General features: G+C 38.3%; 25 protein-coding genes. 7 read left to right on the forward strand and 18 right to left on the reverse strand.

Annotation, left to right across the window (positions count from 1 at the left end; genetic code table 11):
• Window positions 1–15: 15 nt before the first annotated feature.
• From CLO1100_RS15375 to CLO1100_RS15440, 14 genes are all read right to left on the reverse strand, one after another.
• Window positions 16–435: a DUF3237 family protein gene (locus CLO1100_RS15375; RefSeq protein WP_014314687.1), complete on the reverse strand. Its 420-nt coding sequence runs from the start codon at window positions 433–435 to the stop codon at window positions 16–18.
• A 45-nt stretch (window positions 436–480) separates the two neighbouring features.
• Window positions 481–1,386 carry an alpha/beta hydrolase gene (locus CLO1100_RS15380; protein ID WP_014314688.1) on the reverse strand — a complete coding sequence of 302 codons (906 nt, stop codon included), beginning with the start codon at window positions 1,384–1,386 and terminating at the stop codon, window positions 481–483.
• A gap of 31 nt (window positions 1,387–1,417) precedes the next feature.
• Window positions 1,418–3,415, reverse strand: a complete 1,998-nt coding sequence (locus CLO1100_RS15385; protein WP_014314689.1) for an FAD-dependent oxidoreductase — start codon at window positions 3,413–3,415, stop codon at window positions 1,418–1,420.
• A 73-nt stretch (window positions 3,416–3,488) separates the two neighbouring features.
• On the reverse strand, window positions 3,489–4,322 hold the full coding sequence (locus tag CLO1100_RS21285; RefSeq protein ID WP_014314690.1) for a methyl-accepting chemotaxis protein: 834 nt from the start codon (window positions 4,320–4,322) through the stop codon (window positions 3,489–3,491).
• Window positions 4,323–4,634: 312 nt separating this feature from the next.
• The gene (locus CLO1100_RS15395) at window positions 4,635–5,834 is read right to left on the reverse strand and encodes an iron-containing alcohol dehydrogenase (RefSeq protein WP_014314691.1); all 1,200 of its coding nucleotides are present in this window, start codon (window positions 5,832–5,834) and stop codon (window positions 4,635–4,637) included.
• A gap of 194 nt (window positions 5,835–6,028) precedes the next feature.
• The gene (gene rbr, locus CLO1100_RS15400) at window positions 6,029–6,613 is read right to left on the reverse strand and encodes a rubrerythrin (protein WP_014314692.1); all 585 of its coding nucleotides are present in this window, start codon (window positions 6,611–6,613) and stop codon (window positions 6,029–6,031) included.
• A 191-nt stretch (window positions 6,614–6,804) separates the two neighbouring features.
• Complete coding sequence (locus CLO1100_RS15405) at window positions 6,805–7,854, reverse strand: spermidine/putrescine ABC transporter substrate-binding protein (RefSeq protein WP_014314693.1); 1,050 nt, start codon at window positions 7,852–7,854, stop codon at window positions 6,805–6,807.
• 1 nt (window position 7,855) lies between these two features.
• A complete protein-coding gene (locus CLO1100_RS15410; RefSeq protein ID WP_014314694.1) occupies window positions 7,856–8,677 on the reverse strand; it encodes an ABC transporter permease in 822 nt (273 codons plus the stop codon).
• The gene (locus CLO1100_RS15415) at window positions 8,671–9,498 is read right to left on the reverse strand and encodes an ABC transporter permease (RefSeq protein ID WP_014314695.1); all 828 of its coding nucleotides are present in this window, start codon (window positions 9,496–9,498) and stop codon (window positions 8,671–8,673) included. The genes CLO1100_RS15410 and CLO1100_RS15415 overlap by 7 nt, the downstream gene beginning before the upstream one ends.
• A 2-nt stretch (window positions 9,499–9,500) precedes the next feature.
• Window positions 9,501–10,547, reverse strand: a complete 1,047-nt coding sequence (gene potA, locus CLO1100_RS15420) for a spermidine/putrescine ABC transporter ATP-binding protein (protein ID WP_014314696.1) — start codon at window positions 10,545–10,547, stop codon at window positions 9,501–9,503.
• Window positions 10,548–10,585: 38 nt separating this feature from the next.
• The gene (locus tag CLO1100_RS15425; protein WP_014314697.1) at window positions 10,586–11,125 is read right to left on the reverse strand and encodes an XRE family transcriptional regulator; all 540 of its coding nucleotides are present in this window, start codon (window positions 11,123–11,125) and stop codon (window positions 10,586–10,588) included.
• A 209-nt stretch (window positions 11,126–11,334) separates the two neighbouring features.
• Complete coding sequence (locus CLO1100_RS15430; RefSeq protein WP_014314698.1) at window positions 11,335–12,096, reverse strand: amino acid ABC transporter ATP-binding protein; 762 nt, start codon at window positions 12,094–12,096, stop codon at window positions 11,335–11,337.
• A 29-nt stretch (window positions 12,097–12,125) separates the two neighbouring features.
• Entirely contained in the window at window positions 12,126–12,758 is a 633-nt protein-coding gene (locus tag CLO1100_RS15435) for an amino acid ABC transporter permease (protein WP_014314699.1), read from the reverse strand.
• A gap of 215 nt (window positions 12,759–12,973) precedes the next feature.
• Window positions 12,974–13,843 (reverse strand): amino acid ABC transporter substrate-binding protein, encoded by an 870-nt coding sequence (locus tag CLO1100_RS15440; RefSeq protein WP_014314700.1) that lies wholly within the window; start codon window positions 13,841–13,843, stop codon window positions 12,974–12,976.
• A gap of 235 nt (window positions 13,844–14,078) precedes the next feature.
• Here CLO1100_RS15440 and CLO1100_RS15445 point away from each other — a divergent pair, with 235 nt between their 5' ends.
• The 6 genes from CLO1100_RS15445 (at window position 14,079) to CLO1100_RS15470 (ending at window position 19,477) form a co-directional block, all read left to right on the forward strand.
• Window positions 14,079–15,116 carry a M23 family metallopeptidase gene (locus tag CLO1100_RS15445; protein ID WP_014314701.1) on the forward strand — a complete coding sequence of 346 codons (1,038 nt, stop codon included), beginning with the start codon at window positions 14,079–14,081 and terminating at the stop codon, window positions 15,114–15,116.
• A gap of 27 nt (window positions 15,117–15,143) precedes the next feature.
• Window positions 15,144–16,040: a polysaccharide deacetylase family protein gene (locus CLO1100_RS15450; protein ID WP_014314702.1), complete on the forward strand. Its 897-nt coding sequence runs from the start codon at window positions 15,144–15,146 to the stop codon at window positions 16,038–16,040.
• 80 nt (window positions 16,041–16,120) lie between these two features.
• Window positions 16,121–16,390, forward strand: coding sequence for a hypothetical protein (locus CLO1100_RS15455; RefSeq protein ID WP_014314703.1), 270 nt, complete (start codon window positions 16,121–16,123; stop codon window positions 16,388–16,390).
• 477 nt (window positions 16,391–16,867) lie between these two features.
• Complete coding sequence (locus tag CLO1100_RS15460; RefSeq protein ID WP_014314704.1) at window positions 16,868–17,638, forward strand: ABC transporter ATP-binding protein; 771 nt, start codon at window positions 16,868–16,870, stop codon at window positions 17,636–17,638.
• Window positions 17,631–18,449, forward strand: a complete 819-nt coding sequence (locus tag CLO1100_RS15465) for an ABC transporter permease (RefSeq protein WP_014314705.1) — start codon at window positions 17,631–17,633, stop codon at window positions 18,447–18,449. The genes CLO1100_RS15460 and CLO1100_RS15465 overlap by 8 nt, the downstream gene beginning before the upstream one ends.
• Window positions 18,450–18,487: 38 nt before the next feature.
• Window positions 18,488–19,477 (forward strand): ABC transporter substrate-binding protein, encoded by a 990-nt coding sequence (locus tag CLO1100_RS15470; protein WP_014314706.1) that lies wholly within the window; start codon window positions 18,488–18,490, stop codon window positions 19,475–19,477.
• Between the two features lie 182 nt (window positions 19,478–19,659).
• Here the strand turns inward: CLO1100_RS15470 and CLO1100_RS15475 are convergent, their stop codons facing one another.
• The 3 genes from CLO1100_RS15475 to CLO1100_RS15485 are packed head-to-tail and all read right to left on the reverse strand — an operon-like array spanning window position 19,660 to window position 22,171.
• Entirely contained in the window at window positions 19,660–20,469 is an 810-nt protein-coding gene (locus tag CLO1100_RS15475; protein WP_014314707.1) for a MetQ/NlpA family ABC transporter substrate-binding protein, read from the reverse strand.
• A 29-nt stretch (window positions 20,470–20,498) separates the two neighbouring features.
• Window positions 20,499–21,164 (reverse strand): methionine ABC transporter permease, encoded by a 666-nt coding sequence (locus CLO1100_RS15480; RefSeq protein ID WP_014314708.1) that lies wholly within the window; start codon window positions 21,162–21,164, stop codon window positions 20,499–20,501.
• On the reverse strand, window positions 21,140–22,171 hold the full coding sequence (locus CLO1100_RS15485) for an ATP-binding cassette domain-containing protein (RefSeq protein ID WP_014314709.1): 1,032 nt from the start codon (window positions 22,169–22,171) through the stop codon (window positions 21,140–21,142). Before CLO1100_RS15485 ends, CLO1100_RS15480 begins: the two co-directional genes overlap by 25 nt.
• A gap of 230 nt (window positions 22,172–22,401) precedes the next feature.
• On the opposite strand from CLO1100_RS15485, the gene CLO1100_RS15490 reads away from it, so the two are divergent.
• Window positions 22,402–22,848, forward strand: coding sequence for an Rrf2 family transcriptional regulator (locus tag CLO1100_RS15490; protein ID WP_014314710.1), 447 nt, complete (start codon window positions 22,402–22,404; stop codon window positions 22,846–22,848).
• Window positions 22,849–22,915: 67 nt separating this feature from the next.
• Here the strand turns inward: CLO1100_RS15490 and larE are convergent, their stop codons facing one another.
• A complete protein-coding gene (gene larE / locus CLO1100_RS15495; protein WP_014314711.1) occupies window positions 22,916–23,725 on the reverse strand; it encodes an ATP-dependent sacrificial sulfur transferase LarE in 810 nt (269 codons plus the stop codon).
• Window positions 23,726–23,801: the final 76 nt, after the last annotated feature.

Consider the following 23,801-nt stretch of genomic DNA (forward strand, 5'->3'; position numbering starts at 1 on the left):
TTATAATGTGAAACTTTATATAGCCCTGTATATTACTATTTTTACCCCATCTTCAGCCGGAAATCCTTCACCGACTAAAATATCATGGTTCATAAAATCTAAAGCCTTACTATCTGTAATTATCTTTGGATAAGTTCTGAACAGAACACCTTGCAGATTTTTGTTCATATCGCCATTATTCTCTATGAACATCTTGCAGGTTTCACCTGTATAATCCTTTCCCTCAAGCATATATCTTGCCGACAAGGTATGTCTGTCGCCTGACTTTCCAATAATTTGAGTATCAATTCCGCCCGGAAGTACTTGTCCTTCAAAATACTTGCTTTTAACGTCACCTGTAAAAGAAATCATTACAACTGAATCACCATTATTATTTTTTAAATCGATTGCACTTTGTATCTTAACATTTACTGTTAATATTTCTTCAAAATTCATATTACTTCTCCTTAATTGTTGACAATAATATCGTTTGCTATGCAATCATCTCTTGTCCTGCCGTTTAAGGTTTGCAGATAAAAACTGTTCCGTTATGTTAAGCACCTGAGGACTCCATATGCCCGGGCCGTGGTCGGCACCTACAACCTTATAAAATATAGCACTCTGCCCATGTTCCTTTAGTGCCTTATACATTTCAATACTTTGATTAATGTGAACTATCTTATCACTGTCTCCATGTATAATGAGAAAAGGTGGAAGTTTTTTCGTTAAATCCTGATAAACAGGACTTGCCTTCTTGGACAGTTCAATATTGTCCTTTACTCTTCCTCCCACAAGCAAACCTTCAGGAGAATCTGCAGAATCATGGTCAAGAATATCATTGTATTTGCCTAACGTAAGTAAATCTGAAACTCCATAATAATCTACCACAGCACATACTTCATCTGATTGCTCGCCATAAAGTCCGTTATTATACTCTCCCATGGTAAGTCCGGTCATTAATGAAAGGTGTCCGCCTGATGAGTCTCCCCATACTGCAACCCTCTCAGGGTCAACTCCATAGGTGTCTTGATTCTCACGCATAAACCTGATAGCACACTTTACATCTTCCAACGCTGCCGGAAATTGAGCTTTATCGGTATCCCTGATCTCAACACTTACTATTACATATCCCTTTGCTGCAATATGTGATAGATTTGGTATAGCACAATATAAATCCTGATTTCTCCATGCAGAGCCCTGTACATAAACTACAAGTGGAAATTTTTGACTGTCCTGACAAGGTTTTATTACTTGCAGTTTCATTTCCAGGTCACCATACTTGGCATAAATAATATCATTTAGATATGTACATGAGAAGTACTTTCCGCCTTCAGAAAATTCACCGAATAAAATCTGTGTTCCTTCCGGCATTTCATTTGCTGCAAAATAGGCTGCTTGCTTATCCACACTAAACACCCTTTCATTTTAGATTTTAACCCTATATGTTTCTGGCAACTTCATAAGCATCCCAAATAGCGTACATTATGTTAGATACCTTACGTGCATCTCCTATCAAATGTATATCGTTAATATCATATTTAAGCTGTTCATAAACCGACTTTTCAGAATTGTAGCCTACAGCTAAAACTATACTGTCGGCGCATATCTCCCTAATATCTCCGGCAACATCTACCAAAGCACCTTTTTCGGTTGTTTTTATTATCTTAGAGGAAGTAAGTACTTCAATCCCTTTGTACGGTATTAATCTTTCCAGCATTTCTGAATTCGCATGACAAAGAGGGCCGTTTAATGCAAGGAGTTTGTTTTGTATTTCTACTATGGTGACTTTTTTCCCTTTTTGTGCAAGCCAGAGTGCAAGCTCACAGCCAACCAAACCACCCCCGACAACAATCACTTCATTACCTGATTTTTCTTTTTCCAGCAGAACATCTTCCGCAGTAAAAACCTTATTATATTCACCGAGATTGAATATCTTAGGTTTTGAACCCGTGGCAATTATAACTGTATCTGCTTCACTGTTTTTTACAACCTCAGCAGTTAACTCTGTATTGCAATTCACCTTTACTCCAAGTTCATTAAGAGTTTCCTCATACCAAGCCACCAATAAAAGATCATCTTCTTTAAAGTCCGGTGTACCTCCGGGTAACAAATTACCTCCAAGACGGCTGCGTTTTTCGTACACAACAGGCTTGTGTCCACGGAGCGCCAGAACTCTTGCAGCCTCACAACCTGCCACTCCCCCGCCTGCAATAAGCACTGTTTTACTTTTTAAAGCCGGAGTCAAGCTATGTATTGTCTCTCTGCACGCCTCAGGGTTTACAGCACAGTTTAGAGCAGAATACTCCTGAATACGCCCCATGCACCCCTCTTGACAGGATAGACAAGGCCTTATGGATTTTAGTTTTCCTGCTCTAAGCTTGTTCACTAAGTCCGGATCGGCAAGCAAGGGACGTCCAAGACTGATAATATCACATGCACCATCATCAATAGCTTTTATCGCCAAATCAGGATTATCCATACGCCCTGCACACAGAACAGGAACATCTACAGACTCTTTTACAATTTTAGCATAGGGTATGTATAGCCCTTTTTCCTGATACATTGGAGGATGACTCCACCACCAGGAATCATAAGAACCAACATCTACGTCAAGAGCATCATACCCATAGGAAACCAATAATTTCGCTGCTTCAATACCCTCCGGTAAATCTCTTCCTTTTTCTTCAAACTCTTCCCCCGGCAAAGCACCTTCACGCCAATCCTTAATAAAGCTCTTAGGACTGTACCTCAGTGTAACAGGAAAGTCATTTCCGCATCTTTTCTTAATTTCTTCAACAATTTCTCTGGCAAATCTAAGCCTATTCTCAAGACATCCTCCATATTCGTCAGTACGGTGATTGAAAAAAGAAATTGCAAACTGATCAATGAGATAGCCTTCGTGTACAGCATGAATCTGAACCCCGTCAAACCCTGCACGTTTTGCGTTATAGGCCCCGTCTCCGAATTTCTTAATTATGGATTTTATCTCCTCAACGGTCAATTCACGGCAAGTCTTGTCCAACCACCTGTGTTTAATTGGTGAAGGTGCGACAGGAGGATATTCCCCCAGGTTTGTTGGAATTGTTACTCTACCGAAGCCTCCGCTAAGTTGTAAAAATATCTTTGAATCATAAGCGTGAATACGTTCTGTCATCTCTCTTGCGGTACGGATAAAATGCACCGGATTGTGGGTAGAACACGGGACGCTAGGCATTCCATGTTCTTCAATCTCATTATCTACAAATGTAACTCCGGTAATAATCAATCCGGTTCCACCTCTGGCACGAGCAGTGTAATAGTCAATTCCACGTTGATTGAAACCACCCTCTGCATCTGCCAGACCTAAAGGTCCCATAGGAGCCATGGCAAATCGGTTTTTCATTTCTACAGAACCAATTTTGATGGTTTCGAATAACCTCTCATACTTTTTTAGCATAGAATTCCCCCAAATTTACTTGTCATTTAATTGTATTATGTAAAATCTATCTTACACGTAAAATACTTTAAAGTTATATATCCTTAGCCATATCTTCTAATACTTTTGCAGATACAGTCAATTCTTCTACCGAAGCCGCTATCTCCTCAAAAGATGCTGCTTGGGATTGATAAATATCATTTGCATTATTTATCTTTGTACTTATTTCCTTTATAGAATTTTTAATCTGTTTTAGTACTGAATCAATTTGCTTGATGGAGTCATTTGTTGAATTGGCTAATTTACGAATTTCCTGTGCAACTATATTAAACCCTTTTCCGTGTTCACCGGCCCTTGCTGCTTCAATGGCTGCATTTAGCCCTAATAAATTCGTTTGTGAAGCAATACCCCTTATAAAACTAAGTATTTCATCCGTAGTGCCTGTATTCTCATCTGCTTCATTAGCTTCTTTTTGAATTTCATTGCTCATTGTCACAACGTCCTGCAACCCGGTGGATACCTCATTAATTGTACCGGAAATCTGTTGTAATGCTGTAAATTGGTGCTTATAGGCCTCATTTAAATCAAAGCTTTTTTGCAAGCTTTTGCCCAATAAAATACAACCGACTACGGTATCGTTTTCTTTTATTGGTAATGCATACGACTTGAACGGTACACCATAAACTTCCTTAGGAACAATACTAATTGTCAATTTGCCTGTTTGGATTGCTTTAAACGCAGCACCTCCCTCTGGTATAGGATCTCCGGGTTCTGCCTTTAGCTTAAGACTGGGACAGCTTTGATTAATTATGTATTTTTCCCTATCCGTTATTGCTATTGATGCTGCATTGTCAAAAAATACGGCCAGATAAGGTATAACCTTAGTAAATGCGGCCAAGATCTCATTATCGATGACAGTTGTTGGCATAGTATCATATCCTTTACAATAGATTTATAACAACAATTGTATACTTGATTTATGCTTAAAGTAAATCCCCCTTTTTAAAGTAAAATTACTATTAAATAAAGAATAAGTATATATTTCAATGACACACACCTTATGGACAAATTAGTTCTCATTTTTAGCAAATAACACCTTCTATGGTGTACTAACCGAATCTCAGCATGACATAGTACTTACAGCCGGGAGCCTGCTACCATACCAAGCGCCCACATATAAAAAACAGCAGCTGTATAAAGATACAACTACTGTTTTTATAATAAGTTATTTTATAGTTTATTAGAGCGAATTAACATAAATGTTTTTTACTGATTCCTTAGTTGCCTTAACAGGTGCAATAGCCAGCAATCCGTCAAGACTAGGAGTCTCAAATGCAAGATTTACAAGCTTATCAACAACGCTGTCGTCAAACCCTTCATCTCTCAGGTGTGACTTTATGCCTACGCTCTCAATCCAACTTCTAAGACCTGCAAATGCCTTGTCGGCTTCGTCTGCCGAACCCTTCAATTCAGGAAGAATCGGTTCAAAAATCTCTGCCAGAATTTCTCCTGAAGCCGGATAAATTTCCTTTACAACTGCCGGAAGCAGCATTGCAAGTCCAAGTCCGTGTGCAAGGTCAGGTCTTACTGCACTTAAAGGATGCTCAAGTGCATGTGTATAATGCAGCAAGCCATTGTCAAAGGAAGTTCCTGCTATCAATGAAGCATATAAAAGATAGTATCTTGCAGTAAGATTTTCAGGTTCCTTTATAGCAATTGGCAAATATTTTGCAACCAGTCTTATTGTTTCCTTTGCCAGAAGAATAGCCAAAGGATTTGTTACTATTGTTGTTGAAGCCTCAACAACGTGGTTTATAGCATCAACTGATACATATATTGTCTGTTCAGCCGGTAATTTAGTCATCAATGCAGGATCGTCAATAGCAAACAAAGGATAAATGCAATCATATGCTATTGCAGGTTTGTATTCTTTAGCCGGAATACTTACAACTGCGAATCTGTCAACTTCAGTTCCTGTTCCGTGAGTAAGGTTTATAGCAATAACCGGAACTGCCTTGTCAGGAACAAAGCTGAGTTCATAAAGCTCTGTAGCATTCTTTTCAGGATAAGACAGAAGTATTGCAACGCTCTTAGCTGCATCAATAGGACTTCCTCCACCTATTGCAATAACAGCCTCAGCACCAAATGCTTTTGCTTCTTTAGTTGCTTCGTCAACATGTTCAACTGTAGGGTTCGGAGTGACTTTGCTGTACAATAAGTACTTAATTCCATTGTCTTCAAGAGCTTTCTTTGTTACGTCCCATGCACCTGTCTTAACGTGTGAACTTTTTCCAGTCATAACTATAACTTTAGTTATACCTCTTCCAGACAAGTTTGCTGCAACATCCGCCATCTTGTTGATAGCTCCCACACCAAAATACGCTGTTGTTTTAGCCCTTATTTCCACTACCTGGTTAATATCAATCTTGTTTTCCCACATATCTTTACCCTCCATTTATTTTAATTTATTTATCTTAATTAATTTATACCCTATATTATTAATATATAACTAGATTGTTAAAAAAACAACAATCATTATCTACATTTTAACACAATTTTTCCTTGTCTGCTCTCTTTATCTCAATTTAATAGAGGATTACATAACTTCGTTAATATTTTAACCGTTTTCCTTTATCATTGCTGTGCTACTTCAAACCAGCCCTGAGGATGCTTACACACAGGACAGATTCCCGGTGCTTCTGTACCCTCATGAATATGTCCGCAGTTGGTACAAATCCACCTAACAGGTGTAGTCTTCTTATATAATGTCTGATTTTCAAGTTCAGTTGCAATCTGTTTGAATTTTTGCTCATGTTCCCCTTCGATTTTTGCTATCATTCTGAAAGCAGCTTCTACCTGAGAAAATCCTTCCTCTTTCGCAACATCAGCAAAAGCAGGATATACTTTTGAATTTTCTTCATGTTCACCTTCAGCAGCAGCTTTTAGGTTTGCAAGTGTATCTCCCAGTTCAAAGGGATATCCCCCGTCTACATTAACGTTGCTCTCTCCGGGCCCCATCCCGTTAACCAATAAATCGTAGAATACCTTTGCGTGAGCTTCCTCATTTTTTATTATTTGTCTAAACTCCTGTTCGATAACAGCATGCCCCTCTTTCCTGGCATAATTCGCATAAAATGTATATCTGTTTTTAGCCTGTGATTCTCCAGCAAAGGCTCTTGCAAGGTTTTCAGAAGTTCTTGTACCTGATAACTTTCCCATAGATGTCCTCCTATAATAGAATTTAATGTATATTGTTTCCTCTGAAAAGCAATTTATGCAGATTATCCAGAAATGTATTTAAATTCCGAATATTATAGATAAGGCAATTATTTGTATGAAACAAAAAAACCCTATGGAAAGACTATTTTCAATGGTCTTTCCCAAAGGGTTTTTTATTTTAAAATGCTAAATTATCTGGAAGTAATCTCAGTCCATATCTCATCATAATCCTTGATAGAAGCATCCAAATCAATGAAAACCTCGCAGTCTTTCATCTGTTCATCGGTTGGATAAGCTGCAATGTCCTTTAATAGCACAGGGTCAAGCTTTTTCTTTGCTTCTGTCTGCGGAGTTGAGTATCCGATATAATTGGTATTTTCAAGTGCAATCTCAGTATCGCACATAAAGTTTATAAATTCCTCTGCTTCCTTCTGGTGCTTTGCAGTACTTGGAATAACCATAGAGTCAAACCACAAATTGCTTCCTTCCTTTGGTATTGCGTATTCAAGGTCTTTGTTCTGACTCTTCATGTATACTGCATCCCCTGACCAAACTACAGCCAAGGCTCCCTCGCCCATTATCATCTTATCCTTGACTTCGTCTCCAACGTAGGCTTGTACAATATCCTTCTGTTTTATTAATTCGTTCTTGGCTTTTTCGAGTTCTTCCTTGTTTTTGGTATTAAGGGAATAACCCAGTTTTTTCAAGGTAACTCCGATAGAATCCCTTTGGCTGTCCAGCATGAATATCTGTTTGTCATATTTTTTGTCCCACAGTATATTCCAGCTTTCCACAGGTTCCTTAACCATTGTTTTATTGTAAATAATACCTACAGTACCCCACATATAAGGAACAGAATACTCATTATCAGGGTCAAAGGAAAGATTCTTGAACTTTTCTTCAATATATTTGTAGTTAGGTATATTATTTAAATTTATTTTCTTAACCATACCTTCGTTTATCATTTTCTTTATCATATAGTCTGATGGAATGGCCACGTCATAGTCGCTTCCACCGGCTTTAAGCTTTACATACATTTCTTCATTTGTAGGAAATGTATCGTACACAACATTAATGTTGAATTTATCTTCAAATTTCTGAATTACATCCTCCCCGATGTAATCTCCCCAGTTATACACCTTTAGGGTTGTTTTATCGCTTGAAGCTCCTCCGCAGCCTGTTAAAGCTACACTGCCAGCTACCACAGCTGCTGCTAAAATACCTGATATTATTCTTTTCATTTTAAACCTCCATGCCATCAGTTTTAATTGACTTTCTTTTCTTTGCCTCTCTGTCTGAGCGTATATTTATTATAAAAAGAAGAAGCAGTACGCCTCCAAACATAAGAGTGGATAATGCGTTAATTGTTGGTTTTACGCCTGTTCTTGCCATTGAATATATGGTAATGGACAGGTTTGAAACTCCAGAACCGGTAGTAAAGTAGCTTATGACAAAATCATCTATTGAAAGAGTTATTGCCATAAGAAATCCCGATACAATACCTGGCATTATTTCCGGTATTATTACTTTTCTAAGTGCGTATGATGAGCTTGCACCTAAATCCAAAGCTGCCTCATACAAATTTGTATTCATTTGCTTTAGCTTTGGCAAAACAGATAAAATAACATAGGGTATATTAAATGTCACATGTGCAAGGAGCATTGTAAAAAAGCCCATTTGCATTTTGACAAATGTACCAATGAATACAAACATCAGCATAAGGGAAACCCCGGTAACTATGTCCGGATTCAGAACGGGCAGATAAGTCAGATTCATTACAGCGGTCTTTTTTGCCTTCTTCATACTATGTATTCCTATTGCCGCCAATGTACCTATTACAACAGCAATTACAGATGAAAGTAAGGCTATGATAATTGTATTGTAAAGGGCATCCTTTATCTGGGAATTTCTGAATAACTCCTCATACCACTTGAATGTAAAGCCGGTCCAGTTACCCCGGGACTTGGACTTATTAAACGAGAAGGCAATCAGAACAACTATGGGTAGATACATAAAAAGCAGTATCAGACCGAGATATGACTTCATTATAACCTTTTTTACCATAGTGCTGCCCCTCCTCCCTTGTCCTCGTCAAATCTGGACATAATTGCTATGCTTATCAATATGAATATCATCATTATAATTGATATAGCCGCACCAAAGTTCCAATCGTACACCGTCAGGAACTGTCTCTCAATGAGATTTCCTATAAGGGTATACTGTGCACCTCCCAGCAGCTTTGATATTACAAAGGTTGTTACTGCCGGCATAAATACCATGGTCAGCCCTGACATAACTCCAGGCAGGCTCAGAGGCAAAATTACTTTTCTGAATACTGTAACCCAGTTTCCGCCCAAATCCTGTGCAGCCTCTACCAGCTTGTTGTCTATTTTCATTAGTACTGAATATATGGGAAGTATCATGAATGGAAGAAAGTTGTAAACCATTCCCAGAACAACGGCCCCATTTGTGTACAGTATATTAATTGTGGGAAGATGGAAAAATGATAGTATTGAGTTTATTATCCCATGCTTTTCCAGTAATGTCAGCCATGCATATGTACGGAGCAGGAAGTTCATCCACATGGGTATTATAAAAAGCATTGACATGGTAGTCTTTTTACTGTACTCCTTACTGGCAAGTATAAGTGCAACCGGATAACCTACAATAAGACACACAAAGGTACTTAAAAGAGCCAGCCAGAGTGACTTGAACAAAACACTGAAAAATATGGGATTACAGAACCTGTAAAAATTTTGCAGTGAAAATCTGAAGCCCTGTTCATCCTTTACTGTAAATCCATAAAAAAGGATCAGTAATGAAGGTATAATTATAAAAATAGCCATCCATACAAGGTATGGATAAGACAACCACTTCTTTTTCATTATCAGCCCATCCTTTTCATAATATGAATATCATTGGGATTCATTACCATACCTACTCTTGACCCGGTCTCTGCCATCTGAGTACTGTGGATTGTCCAGACATAGTCCTTTCCTTCCACCTGCATTTCATAATGAACTCCTTTAAAGGTAACTGACTTTACCATGCCCGATATCATTCCTTTATCTTCAGTGACAAGCTTGATATCTTCCGGTCGTACTACGGCATCTATTTCTTCATTCTCTGAAAAGCCTTTGTCAAGGCATTCAAAGACCCTGTTTGCAAACTCAACTGTAAAATCCTTTATCATCTTGCCTTTTATAATATTACTCTCACCTATAAAATCAGCTACAAATGCATTCTTAGGCTCGTTGTAAATCATCTGAGGCGTGCCTATCTGCTGTATGCTGCCTGCATTCATAACTACTATTGTGTCTGACATTGTAAGGGCTTCTTCCTGGTCATGAGTAACGTAGACAAAGGTTATACCTGTTTGTTTATGTATGTTTTTAAGCTCTATCTGCATCTCTTTGCGAAGTTTTAAATCCAATGCCCCAAGAGGCTCGTCAAGCAACAAAACCTCAGGCTGGTTTACAAGGGCCCTTGCGATTGCAACTCTCTGCTGCTGTCCCCCTGACAATGAATCCACCGACCTTTTCTGAAAGCCTTTAAGATTTACAAGCTCCAGCATCTCGTCAACTTTTTTATTTATTGTGGCTTTGTCCAATTTTTTGATTTTAAGTCCAAATGCTATATTCTCATATACATTCATGTGAGGAAAAAGTGCGTACTTCTGAAAGACAGTGTTGACCTTTCTTTGGTATGGAGGAAGATCATTTATCCTTTTGCCTTCGAAAAAAACATCTCCACTGTCAGGCTTTTCAAATCCGCCTATTATTCTAAGAGTGGTTGTCTTTCCGCAACCACTTGGCCCCAGAAAGGTTATGAACTCATTTTTTAGTATGTACAAATTGATATTGTTTAGTACCTGACTATCATCAAAACTTTTTTTAACATCCTGTAGTAATATAATTGGTTGATTTTCGCTCATTCTTTTCCTCCAACAATTGTTACTGATAAACTTTCATTTTAAAAACTAGGCGGTGATGATACCCATAAAATAATAGACTGACTCTTGGCTGAATTAACTATTTTATGGGTTGTGACAGGTTTAAAGTAGAAACATTCGCCTTTTTTTACCTTGTACTTTTGAGTACCCAGATAAACAGTTACACCTCCGCTGACAACATACCCGAATTCCTCACCATCGTGGGGGTTGTCAAGTTCTGAACTGCCTCCCGGGTCCAGCTTTATAAGAATAGGCTCCATGGCGTTCTTCTGGGCATTTGAAACAAGCCAGTGTATCACGTAACCCGAATCCTTGTCTTCTTTGGTAAAAACGTCATCTTTTTTAAAAACAACCTTTTCGTTGACAGATTCATTGAAAAAGTCCTTTATATTGGTTCCCAGTGATTCCAGAATATCCATCAGGGTTGCAATTGAAGGAGAAGTTAAGTCCCTCTCCAGCTGCGATATAAAGCCTTTTGACAATTCGCACCTTCCGGCAAGTTCTTCCTGTGTAAGACCATTTTTAACTCTTAGCTGTTTTATTTTTTCACCGATTTTCATTGACGTTCCTCATTTAGCATAAGTAAACTTTTTGTTTACTTCAATTAAACAACAAATAAATGTATATCATATTATATTATCAGTGTCAATAAAATTTAACGTTTTTTTGCATAAATATACAACATGTACTTAAAATGATGGCTTTTATCCGCTAAAAAAGCAGCTGCACGTTTTGCAATGTGCAACTGCTTTACACAAATTTACATCTTTTACCCGATGAAACCTCTTATAAATGCTCTTGTTCTTTCCTTCTTGGGGTTTGTGAATATATCCTCCGGCTTACCTTCTTCTACAATGACGCCGCCGTCCATAAAAATAACCCTATCTGCAACTTCCCGTGCGAAATTCATTTCATGGGTTACAACCACCATTGTCATGTGTTCTTCAGCAAGCTGTCTGATAACTTTAAGCACCTCGTTTGTAAGCTGTGGGTCAAGTGCAGACGTTGGCTCATCAAAAAACAGAACATCGGGTTTGAGTGCAAGTGCCCTTGCTATAGCCACTCTCTGGCACTGACCTCCTGACAGATTGCATGGATATGCATTTGCTTTGTCTTCAAGCCCCATCTTTACAAGCAGCTCCATGGCTGTTTTTTTTGCCTCTGCCTTACTCACTCCTGCAACGCTTACAGGAGCGGCCATAATGTTGTCCAAAACACTATAATGAGGAAAAAGATTGAAGCTCTGAAATACCATGCCTATTTTCAAGCGTATCTCCCTCAGCCTCTTCTTTTCTGCGTAGACAGCCCTGCCTTGTGCATTGGTAGATACCATTATATCATCCTCTACGGTAATTGAACCCATATCTACCTTTTCCAAAAGGTTTATACATCTGAGCAGTGTACTCTTTCCAGACCCCGATGGGCCTATCACTGCAACAACCTCGCCTTTATTAACCTCAAAGGAGATTCCTGAAAGTACGACATTGCCATCGAAGCTTTTATATATATCTGTTGCTTTAATCATTTCCATACATTCCCTCCGGATAAATCCCTTTTTACCTATCTATAGTAATTAAGCTTTTTCTCTGCAAATGAAAACGCCTGAGCCACAATAAGATTCATTACATAATAGAAGACTCCGGCAACAAACAAGGGCTGTACCGAGGATACCGTACTGGAAGCTTTTTGGGCAACTCTGAACATTTCTTCCACAGCGATTGCTGAAACAAGTGCAGTATCCTTAACAAGAGTTATTACTTCGTTGCTGATAGGCGGCAATACCCTTTTTACAACCTGAGGCAAAACTATCTTAAAAAACACCTGTAGTTTTGTAAAACCCAGAACTTCTCCTGCTTCATACTGCCCTTTAGGAATAGACTCGATTCCTCCTCTGAATATTTCAGCAAAGTAAGCCGCATAATTAAGTATAAATGCAATAACGGCAGCAGTAAATCTGCCGACTTTAGCGTCAAAAACATAGGACGGTGCAAAATAAACCACCAGCAGTTGCAATATTAATGGTGTTCCTCTCATTATTGAGATATAAATACTTGTAATTCCGCTAATAATTATGTGCTTTGACCTTCTACCAAAAGACACCAGAAGTCCTAAAGGTATTGCAAAAATAAGCGTTAGTGCAAATATTTGCAAAGAAACTACCATTCCCTCCAATAACAACAATACCAGCTTCACTGATAAATCCCCTCTCCGTAAAATCATTAACCAAGCCGGGCCTAACACCCATGCTTATCTATTTTATATTACAATAGAGCAATTTTCTACATTTATATTGCATTATTTACTGCATTATTAATTTTATCACCTAAAAACAGGGCCGATATATATTATATCAGCCCTTTTTTTGAAGTTTGCGCATATGATCAAATTTTACTTGAAAGCATTTAAAATTACTTTTCTATAATAGATATATCCTTACCAAACCATTTGTTTGATATTTCAGTTATCTTGCCGTCTTTAGCCATTGCCTTGAGGGTATCATTTACCTGTGTCATCAGTTGAAGGTCACCTTTTCTGAAACCAACTCCATACTCCTCGACAGCCAATGATTCATCCAACATCCTGTATTTTTCGCTATTCATCTGAATCTGATATCTTGCTACTATCTCATCCATTACAACACCATCGATGTTACCGGTTTTCAGGTCCATAAGACATAGAGTGTTATCCTTGAGTTCTACTACTTCTTTCAGTGAATTCTTAAAATCATTATTTTTTTCTACTGCATCAGCAGCACTTGACGTTGCCTGAAGTGAAACTGACTTTCCTTTCAGGTCTGCCAAAGTATTGTACTTTGAATCAGCCATTACAACAACCACCTGATTGTTTTTCATGTAAGGGTCTGAAAAAAGTATATTTTGCTTTCTTTCATCGTTAATAGAAAATCCGTTCCATATACAGTCTATGTTTCCGGTGTTCAACTCCAGGTCCTTTGAATCCCAGTTAATAGGCTGAAGCGTAAGCTTTACACCTAAACGTGCTGCAACTTCCTTTGCAAGATCTATGTCATATCCTACTATATTATTGTCTTCATCTCTGAATCCCATAGGAGGAAAACTCTCGTCCAAGCCCAGTACAAGCTCACCCTTTTCCTTAACCTTGTCCCATGACTGATCTACAGCCGTAGTGCTTGAAGCAGCTGTGCTTTCACCAGCTGTACTTGAACTTTTTGAAGATTCTCCCGGAGCTCCGCAACCTGCAACTAAAAATGTCAATGCCATAGCGCAGGCCAAAGCCTTGATTATCCTACCTTTTTTCACAAAAACCAATCCCTTCAAATAAAATAATGTTTTACTTTTTTCTTTTTCTCTCTATTTCGATTTTCTTCTACATATCATTTTACTTCATAACTTTATTAAAGTAAAGCAATAAGTTAATAAATTTTTCTGGAATTTATTAACTGAAAATAAATTGCTAGGATATGTTGGGGTTGTACTGCATAGATTTAAATAATAGATACTTGTCTTTCATTAAACGGTTAAGAGGTGACTTTATTTGGCTAGAACCAAGTTCTTTAAAATAATAATGTGTTTCGGTTTAATAGTTTGTATCCTTGCCGGGTCGACTGCAATATTACTGAGGGATAACACAGGTCAGGTGTTATCGGTGAGTAACGAGGGCTATATAAAATGGGTGGAATACAATGTTCCTTATGAAGCGATGGAGAAGGCACTAAGCATGGATGTAAAGTCCCATGAAAAACCTGTACAGCTTCACTGGGTCGAAATGCTGGCATATATTGCTACCAAATATGGTGGGAACTTTAAAAAATATAAAGCGAAAGATTTGGATGAACTTGCAGACAAACTGAATAAGGGGCAAACAATGGAACAACTCACTGCAAATATGAAGCATTACAACTATTTTTATCAGGCTTATGATGCTATCCTTGGTAACTTTGTAGGTGAATATGACATTCAGGTAAAAGACCCTAATAACAGTGAAAAAACAATTTGGCAGAAGAAGTACGGTTTAAAGGTCTTTTCCCCTATTGCCAGAGGTTACAGCTTTAGTCATTACGACGATTTTGGCAGTAGCCGTTCTTTTGGCTTTTCCAGAAAGCACTTGGGCAACGACCTCATGGGTTCTATAGGAACTCCTATTATGGCGGTGGAATCCGGTATTGTAGAGGTAATGGGCTGGAATATGTACGGGGGCTGGAGAATTGGCATCCGCAGCTTTGACCAGAAAAGATACTATTACTATGCGCATTTGAGAAAAGACAGGCCATTTCATGCAGACCTCTATGAAGGAAAGATTGTGAAGGCCGGAGATGTTATAGGATATCTTGGAATGACCGGCTATAGCACACGTGAAAATGTTAACAACATTACCACACCTCATCTACATTTTGGTATGCAGCTTATTTTTGATGAATCTCAAAAAGAAAGCAATAATGAAATCTGGATTGATGTATACAATATTGTAAACCTTCTTCAAAAGAATCGTTCAGCCGTTACAAAGGACGAAGAAACCCGTGATTTCTACCGTACTTATGATATTATCGAGCCGAATATGAACTACCACTTCTAAAATTTTATATAAATTGGAGGTCTTTAAATGTATGAATTGTTTAATAAAAAATTAATTAAATATATTCTACTTGTTTTTGCAGTAATTTTAATTCTGATACTGCCTTTGGCCCTTATCCTGTCTGCTACAACCAACGTTTTTGATGATGCACTTGAAAGCTTGGGAAAAGAAAATGGAATCAGAGTACCCATAGTAATGTACCACGGGACAATTCCAAAATCCAAGGACTTGGGCAAATTTGTGATTACTCCTACAGAACTGGAAAGCGATATTAAATATCTTAAAGACAGTGGGTATACTTCAATTACAATGAATGACCTTATAAACTATGTATATAATGACGGAGAACTTCCATCTAAGCCTGTTATGCTGACCTTTGATGACGGATATTATAATAATTATATATATGCAACGCCAATTCTTAAAAACTATGAAATGAAAGCCGTTATATCCGTTGTAGGAGAGTTTACCGAAGCATCCACCAAAATACCGGAAAACAATGTGCAGTATTCCTATGTAACATGGGAACAAATTAAAAATATGAATGATTCAGGAATTTATGAGGTACAAAACCATACATATAATCTCCACAGCTACGGCAAAAAGAGAATGGGGGCTAAAAAAAACAGGGGTGAATCTATTGAAGCCTACAAAACCCTTTTATATTCAGACGTTGGGCTTCTTCAGCAAAAACTGAAGGAATCTGCAGGTATTGAGCCAAATACATTTACATATCCATTTGGCTATATCAGCAATGATTCAATTCCTATTTTAAAAGAAATGGGTTTTAAGGCAACTTTGTCTTGTGCTGAAGGTATTAATATCATTAACAGGAATAAAAAAGATATTCTTTACGGCTTAAAGAGAAAAAACCGCCCCCACGGAGTTTCTACAGAAAGTTTCTTTAAAAAATTCTGCCCCTAGATACCCATTTTTTCTTCCAGTGGTGTATAATTATCAAGGCAGAAGCCACATTTTTTAAAGAATCAGGAGATTAATCACATATGAGTATTTTTGAAGCACTAATGCTTTTGAGTTTCGGTGCAGCATGGCCAGCTCAGATATACAGGTCTTATAAATCCAGGAAGACAGCAGGAAAGAGTGTTGCCTTCCTTTACATTCTGATATTTGGCTACCTGTGCGGAATAACTAACAAGATTTTGTATCAAAGAGATATTGTTATGATACTTTACATAATCAACCTTGTTATGGTGTCTACAGATATCTGTCTATACTATAGGAATAAAAAAATTGAGAAACTAGAAAATCTGTAGAAATTTTATATTTTTTAGGCATATCTTACTCCTAATTATGTAACCTTTTGTAGTTTTAATTAATATTATATATTACAAAGGATTATGTAAACCTTTGAATATTTAAAGGAGTAAATTTTATACCAAACGGTGACGACTATTTCCATTCTAGTGAGTCAGACAGGAGCAGAAGGTTTGACCGGCTCGTGGGGGTTTCCGTAACCTTCAATTTTGAGATTTTGCGTTCCTCTGAAGATAGTTCAGCCGTAAAGTCGGCCTTACCTACACGTTCTCAACTATTGCAACATTAAGTGCATTAGCAGTTGGGAGCTAATGCCATCCACTTCTCCTTAACGTATAGACCTTCTTGGTCTATGCGTTTTTTGGCTTTGCCACCTTTGTTATTTTATATAAATCTTTAACCATTTAGGGATTATGTCTATATACTGTATTAAGAGTTTGTATATAAATAAATACAAATGGCGGGAGGTGTCTATTATGTCATATATAGTTGAAATTAAAAACATTGGAATGAATTATCAATCACCAAATGGCGAAATTCCTGCCATAGCTGACATCAGTATGAATATATCCAAGGGCGAATTTATTTGTATTGTAGGGCCCAGCGGATGCGGCAAGTCAACGCTATTATCTATTATCGCAGGACTTGTTAAACCTTCTTATGGCAATATTGTCATAAATGGTGGCCGTAACTATGAATGTTTGCAGCAGGTGGGTTATATGCTTCAAAAGGATTTTCTCTTTGAGTGGAGTACAATACTTGAGAATGTCATGCTGGGGCTTGAAATAAAAAAAGCCCTTACTCCTGAAAATAAGGAATATGTTAATAATCTTCTTGATACATATGGACTCAGTGAATTCAAAGATAAATATCCTTCCCAGCTGTCAGGGGGAATGCGGCAGCGTGCCGCCCTGATTAGAACCCTGGCTTTAAGGCCTGAAATACTTCTTTTGGATGAAGCATTTTCTGCCTTGGATTACCAGACCAGACTGGCAGTAACAGAGGATATATATTATATTATCAAGAAAGAAAACAAAACTGCAATTATGGTTACTCATGACATAGCTGAAAGTATAAGTATGGCTGACAGAATTTTTGTTCTTACAGGCAGACCATCATCTATAAAAAGTGAGCACAACATATCATTAACCTGCAATGAAGTAAGAACCCCTTTTAACAGTCGTGAAGCTCCCGAATTCAGACATTACTTTAATTTGATATGGAAGGAGCTGGATGTACATGTTTAAGCATAAACAAGAAACGAATTTGTCTCCGGAAAGGCTTGAGTATCTTAAATCAAAAAAGCGGCGGAAAGTATTTGTCCTTGTAACGCAAATAGTGATACTTGTGGTATTTTTTGCACAGTGGGAGATACTTGCAAGGCTAAATATTGTAGACTCCTTTATTACAAGCCAGCCGTCCCGTATTGTTAATACCGTAATCAATCTTTACAGGGAAGGACAGTTATTCCTCCACATTGGCATTACATGCTGGGAAACCGTTGTAGGCTTTGTAGCCGGTACAGTGTTGGGTACGTTGATTGCCGTGGTGCTTTGGTGGTCGGAGTTTTTATCAAAGGTCCTTGAACCGTACCTTGTAATTCTAAACAGTCTTCCCAAAATAGCTCTTGGGCCGATTTTCATTGTTTGGTTCGGAGCAGGGACTACTTCAATTATCATTATTGCCCTTGCCATATCCATTGTGGTGTCTATTCTGGAAGTGCTCAACGGATTCATGGCAACCGACGAAGAGCAGATAAAGCTGGTTAAAACCTTTGGTGCCAGCAGGCTTCAGGTTTTCACAAAAGTGGTTTTCCCTGCGAACCTCCCTGTAATAATCAACTCGTTGAAAGTAAATGTTGGTCTTTCATGGGTAGGAGTAATTGTTGGTGAATTTCTGGTTTCAAAATCAGGACTTGGCTATCTCATAGTGTATGGCGGGCAGGTTTTCAAGCTCGATTTGGTTATGGCAAGCGTTATTATACTATGCATCGCCGCAGGTATCATGTACCAGGCAGTTGTACTGCTTCAAAAAATTCTAATTAAGAAACGTATCTGATACTAATCTAAGTTTTATAAATGAAAGGGGAGTTGTTTATGAAGAAATTATTTATTTTATTAGTTATATTAATAAGTACTATTTTTGTACTGTCCTCCTGCGGCAGTAATGATAATTTAACTAAAGTAAAGTTAAGTGAAGTGACACATTCAGTTTTTTATGCTCCACAGTATGTTGCATTAAATAAAGGCTTTTTCAAGGATGCAGGACTGGATATCGAGCTTCAGAACGGTCAGGGTGCCGACAAGGTTATGACTGCTGTTTTGTCGGGACAATGTGACATAGGCTTGGCAGGCCCGGAAGCAAGTATATACGTATATAACGAAGGTAAAGCAGACTATGCACAAGTTTTTGCACAGGTAACCAAAAGGGACGGTTCCTTTCTTGTAGGAAGAAAACCCGAACCCGGTTTCAAGTGGAGTAATCTCAAAGACAAGAATATCATAGGTGGAAGAAAAGGCGGAGTTCCCGAAATGACTCTTGAGTACGTTCTGAATAAAAACGGTCTTGCTCCCGGAGCTGATGTAAATGTTGATACAAGTATACAGTTTGCACTTATGGCCGGCGCATTTACCGGTGGTAAGGGCGATTATGTAACATTATTCGAACCTGTTGCTTCCTCTCTTGAAAAGGAAGGAAAAGGATATATATTGGCTTCCGTAGGGCAAGAAAGCGGTGAGATACCTTTTACTGCTTATTTTGCAAAAAAGAGTTTTATTGAAAAAAATAAAGCTGTAATTCATAAGTTTACAGATGCACTTTACAAGGGCCAAGTATGGGTAGATACCCATTCTCCAAAAGAAATTGCCGAAGTATTAAAACCGTCCTTTCCCGATAGTGATACTGAGCTTCTGACGGTTGTTGCCGAAAGGTACAAGAAAATTGATGCCTGGTGCAAGGAACCCGCTATGAAAAAGGAGTCCTTTGAGCTGCTCCAGACTGTAATGAATAAGGCAGGTGAACTCAAGCAGAAAGCTCCCTATGACAAGGTGGTAGTCAACACCTACGCCGATAAGGCAATTAAGTAGGTTTTATATAACAGTGGCTGTCGCAAAAATTTTTCTGTTAAACACCTGTATTCCCGTATAAAATTGTATCACTGATTGCTTCCAAGCTTCCATTGATACAATTTATACTCGCGTACATGTTAAAAAGATAAAAATTAATTTTGCGACAGCCCTTGGCTATACCTCTACTTAATTTTTACAATTTAGAATAGGGGAACAACTGCTCCCTTGTACTTTTCTTCTATAAACTTCTTGACCTTTTCGCTTTTAAGTGCGTCCACCAACGCTTTTATATCCTCTCTGTTCTCATCACCCTTACGAATGGCAAGAATATTGATATATGTCTTTGCAGCTACTGAATTGGCTTCCTCTTTGGCAAGAGCATCCTTTTCAACATTGAAGCCTGCCTGCAATGCATAGTTTCCGTTTATAACTGCCAGCTCCACATCAGGTAAAGTTCTTGCCAGCTGAGCAGCTTCCAGTTCCTTGATGTTAATATTCTTCGGGTTTTCCGTAATATCCTTTACTGTTGCCTTCAGGCCCGAATCAGGATTTACTTTTATCAGCCCGGCAGTTTCCAGAAGTAAAAGTGCTCTTGCCTCGTTTGTAGTGTCGTTTGGAATGGCAATAGTTGCCCCCTCAGTGATAGCATCAAGTGACTTTATCTTTCCGGGGTATATTCCCAACGGTTCGTAATGGATTCCCGCTGCGGATACTAATTGTGTCTTATGTTCATCATTGAAATTGTCCATGTAGGGCTTATGCTGGAAGTAGTTTGCATCAAGTGTTTTGTCCTGTAAGGCAAGATTTGGCTGAACATAGTCAGTAAATTCTTTTATTTCAAGCTCATATCCTTTGTCCTTAAGTACGCTTTGAACCTCTTTGAGTATCTCTGCATGAGGTGAAGGCGATGCTCCAACAACAAGCTTTTTGGATTGGGATCCACAGCCTGATAATATACCGGAGACTGCAAATACCGTTGTAAGTAATAATGCAAGTAATTTTTTCTTCATTTTGTGACCTCCTTTTTATATTAAATGTATTAACTTTGTTTTCTTTTATCACGCTTTCTGGCTATTCCTGTTCCTACTTCCTGTGCTACCTGAACAACGATAACAAGTAGTGCAACAGTGATAAACATTATGTCATTTTGATACCTGTAAAACCCATAGCGTATTGCAATGTCGCCGAGTCCTCCTCCGCCCACTATTCCTGCCATTGCGGAATATCCAAGTATTGTCGTGGTTGCTATTGCAGCCCCGGTAATAAGGGATGGTACGGATTCAGGCAACATGACCTTACGGATTATCTGAAACGGGCTACAGCCCATTGAAACCGCCGCTTCTATAACACCCTTGTCAATCTCCTGAAGGGAGGATTCCACAAGTCTTGCAATAAAAGGTGCTGCCGCTATTACAAGGGGTACCACGGTAGCAGTTGACCCGATGGTTGTTCCGATTAATAATCTTGTTAATGGCATTGCGGCTATTAATAATATAAGAAAAGGAATTGAACGAAGCAGGTTTACTATTACGTTCAGAACCTTGTTTAGCTTTGGCATAGGGAGAATCCCGCTGTTTTCGCTTGTAACAAGCAGTACTCCAAGTGGAAGACCTATTACATATGCTGCAAATGTAGAAAATAATGTCATATAAACTGTTTCAAGAAGACCTTTGCCTATCATTATCCACGTTGAACTATCCCACATTGGTCAAAAACCTCCTCTACCGCAAGATTTCTTTCTTTCAGGTAATTGATTATCTTTTCTGATGTCAGTTGATCTTCGGGAAGCTGTATAACCATCTGGCCGAATGCTTTCCCATCTATATCACGCATATCAGCAAACATTATGTTAACAGGCGCACCGCAATCTAATATCATTCTGGCTACAACCGGCTCATAAGAGGAACTGCCGTCAAATACTATCCTGCAGCGGCGGCTTCCGATATCTCTTTCATTTTTATTGCCATTTGGGAAAACCAATCTTTGAGCTGCATGTGTCTTAGGGTGTGAGAAAACCTCAGATACCTTTCCCTGCTCTGCAATACCGCTTTTATCTATGATTGCCACATGTGAGCAAATCTGTTCAACTACGCTCATTTCATGTGTAATTATTACAATGGTAATTCCAAGTCTGCTGTTGATATCTTTCAGCAGTGAAAGGATTGATTTTGTAGTATTAGGGTCAAGTGCAGACGTAGCCTCATCGCACAACAAAACTTTAGGGTTTGTTGCTAATGCCCTGGCTATGGCAATCCTCTGTTTTTGTCCGCCGGACAGCTGTGACGGGTAGGACTCTGCCTTGTCAGCCAGATCAACCAGCTTCAGCAGCTCTTTTGCACGATCTAGAGCATCTTTTTTATCTATACCTGATATTTCAAGAGGAAACGTTATGTTCTCTATTGCCGTACGCTGCATCAGTAGATTAAATTGTTGGAATATCATTCCCATAGACTGGCGGACTTTTCTTAATTCCTTTTCATTGAGACCTGCCAAATCTACCCCATCTACTACTACCCTTCCGCCTGTAGGCTTTTCAAGATAGTTAATACACCTAACCAGAGTGCTCTTTCCTGCTCCGCTCATTCCTATTATTCCAAAAATGTCGCCCCGGTTGATTGTAAGATTTACATTTTCAAGTGCTTTAACTTCATTTGTTTTTCCTGAAAATATTTTTGTTAATCCCTCTATTTTAATTACAGGCCTGCTGTCCATTATATATTCACCTACCTGTTAGAATATATTCATACTATTCATATAATTCATATATGTATTCTATTGTTTTCTTTAGTATAATGGCTGATTCCAATATTGTCAATGTTATTTTTTACTATCCTTACAGAACTACTTGGGAATAAATGTGAATAAAAACTAAAAATATTGACACATTATAAAGTATGTGGTTCAATAAAACATATATAATTAGTATGAAATCGGAGGTAATTATGCGAATTTCGTCAAAGGGCAGATACGGGATAGCATCTATGATATGTGTTGCACAATTAGGCAGAAACGGCGATTTTGTTACTGTAATTAGCATTTCGGAAAAACTGGGAATATCGAAAATATACCTTGAACAGGTTTTTTCGCTTTTAAAAAGGTCAAAGCTTGTTACTTCCATCAAGGGGTCTCAGGGCGGATACCAACTGGCTAAACCACCGGAAAAAATTACTGCTTATGATATTTTGCAAGCAGTTGAAATAAGTCTGTTTGAGAAGACCGAGCGTTCCGTTTCCGAGCAGGCAGAGGGAATTGAAAAATCAATAACTAATTTGGTCTGGAACAAGATGGATGAATCAATTTCCGAAGTTCTGAAGAATACTACTCTCACCGATCTTGTTGATGAAGCTGAAAGAAACCCGGAAGATGATTCCTTTATGTTTTATATTTAGTTTGGTTTACTGCTGCAAAAATCCTGTTGTACCACGTAATTATTGCAGCAGTGTACCTTGATGTTCTTTATAAAGTTAACCCTTCATTCATGCTGCCTGTTCTATAACCTTTTAAATCTAAAGAGGTATACATAAAGCCTATTTTTTTAAATTCAGAATAAACCTTTTCTCTTATTTCGCTATCAATAAATTTCAAGAACTGTTCCTGTCCTACTTCGATTCTTGCTATATCACCATGGAACCTTACTCTCACCTGTTTAAAGCCCAAGTCCATTAGTAGCTGTTCAGCTCTGTCTATCATTCTAAGCCTTTGTTGTGTAATTTTTTCTCCGTATGGGAATCTGGAGGAAAGGCACGCAAATGCAGGTTTATCCCATGTATTAAGACCCATTTCCTTTGAAAGAAAACGAATTTCGTCCTTTGTAAGAAGTGCGTCTTTCAGTGGGCTTAGGACACCATGCTCGCTAACAGCCTGAAGTCCGGGTCTGTAGTCTCCAAGGTCGTCATGGTTGGAGCCTTCAAGAATATGTTTTACATTTTCCTCTTTTGCAACCGTCTGAATTTTATCATATAACTCGTTTTTACATAAATAACAGCGGTTAACGGGATTATCTGCAAATCCTTCAACGTCCAGCTCCTCAGAATCGATTATCCTATGTCTTATGCCAAAGCTTGAAGTAAATTCCTTTGCTTCATTCATCTCTCTTTCAGGGTATGTGGAAGAATGTGCCGTTACCGCTACAACGTCTTTTCCAAGTACATCAAATGCTACCTTTAATAAAAAGGAAGAGTCCACTCCTCCGGAAAAAGCTACCGCAGCACTTCCTAATGATTTTATATTAGTTTTCAGAAAATCAAGTTTATCAAATACGCTCATAATATCCTCCCGGAAATCTTTTTCCTAGTTATCCTATATAAATTATAATGATAATACAATAATCAGATATCCGTGT

The organism is Clostridium sp. BNL1100, assembly GCF_000244875.1.
Classification (GTDB): Bacteria; Bacillota; Clostridia; order Acetivibrionales; family DSM-1351; genus Ruminiclostridium.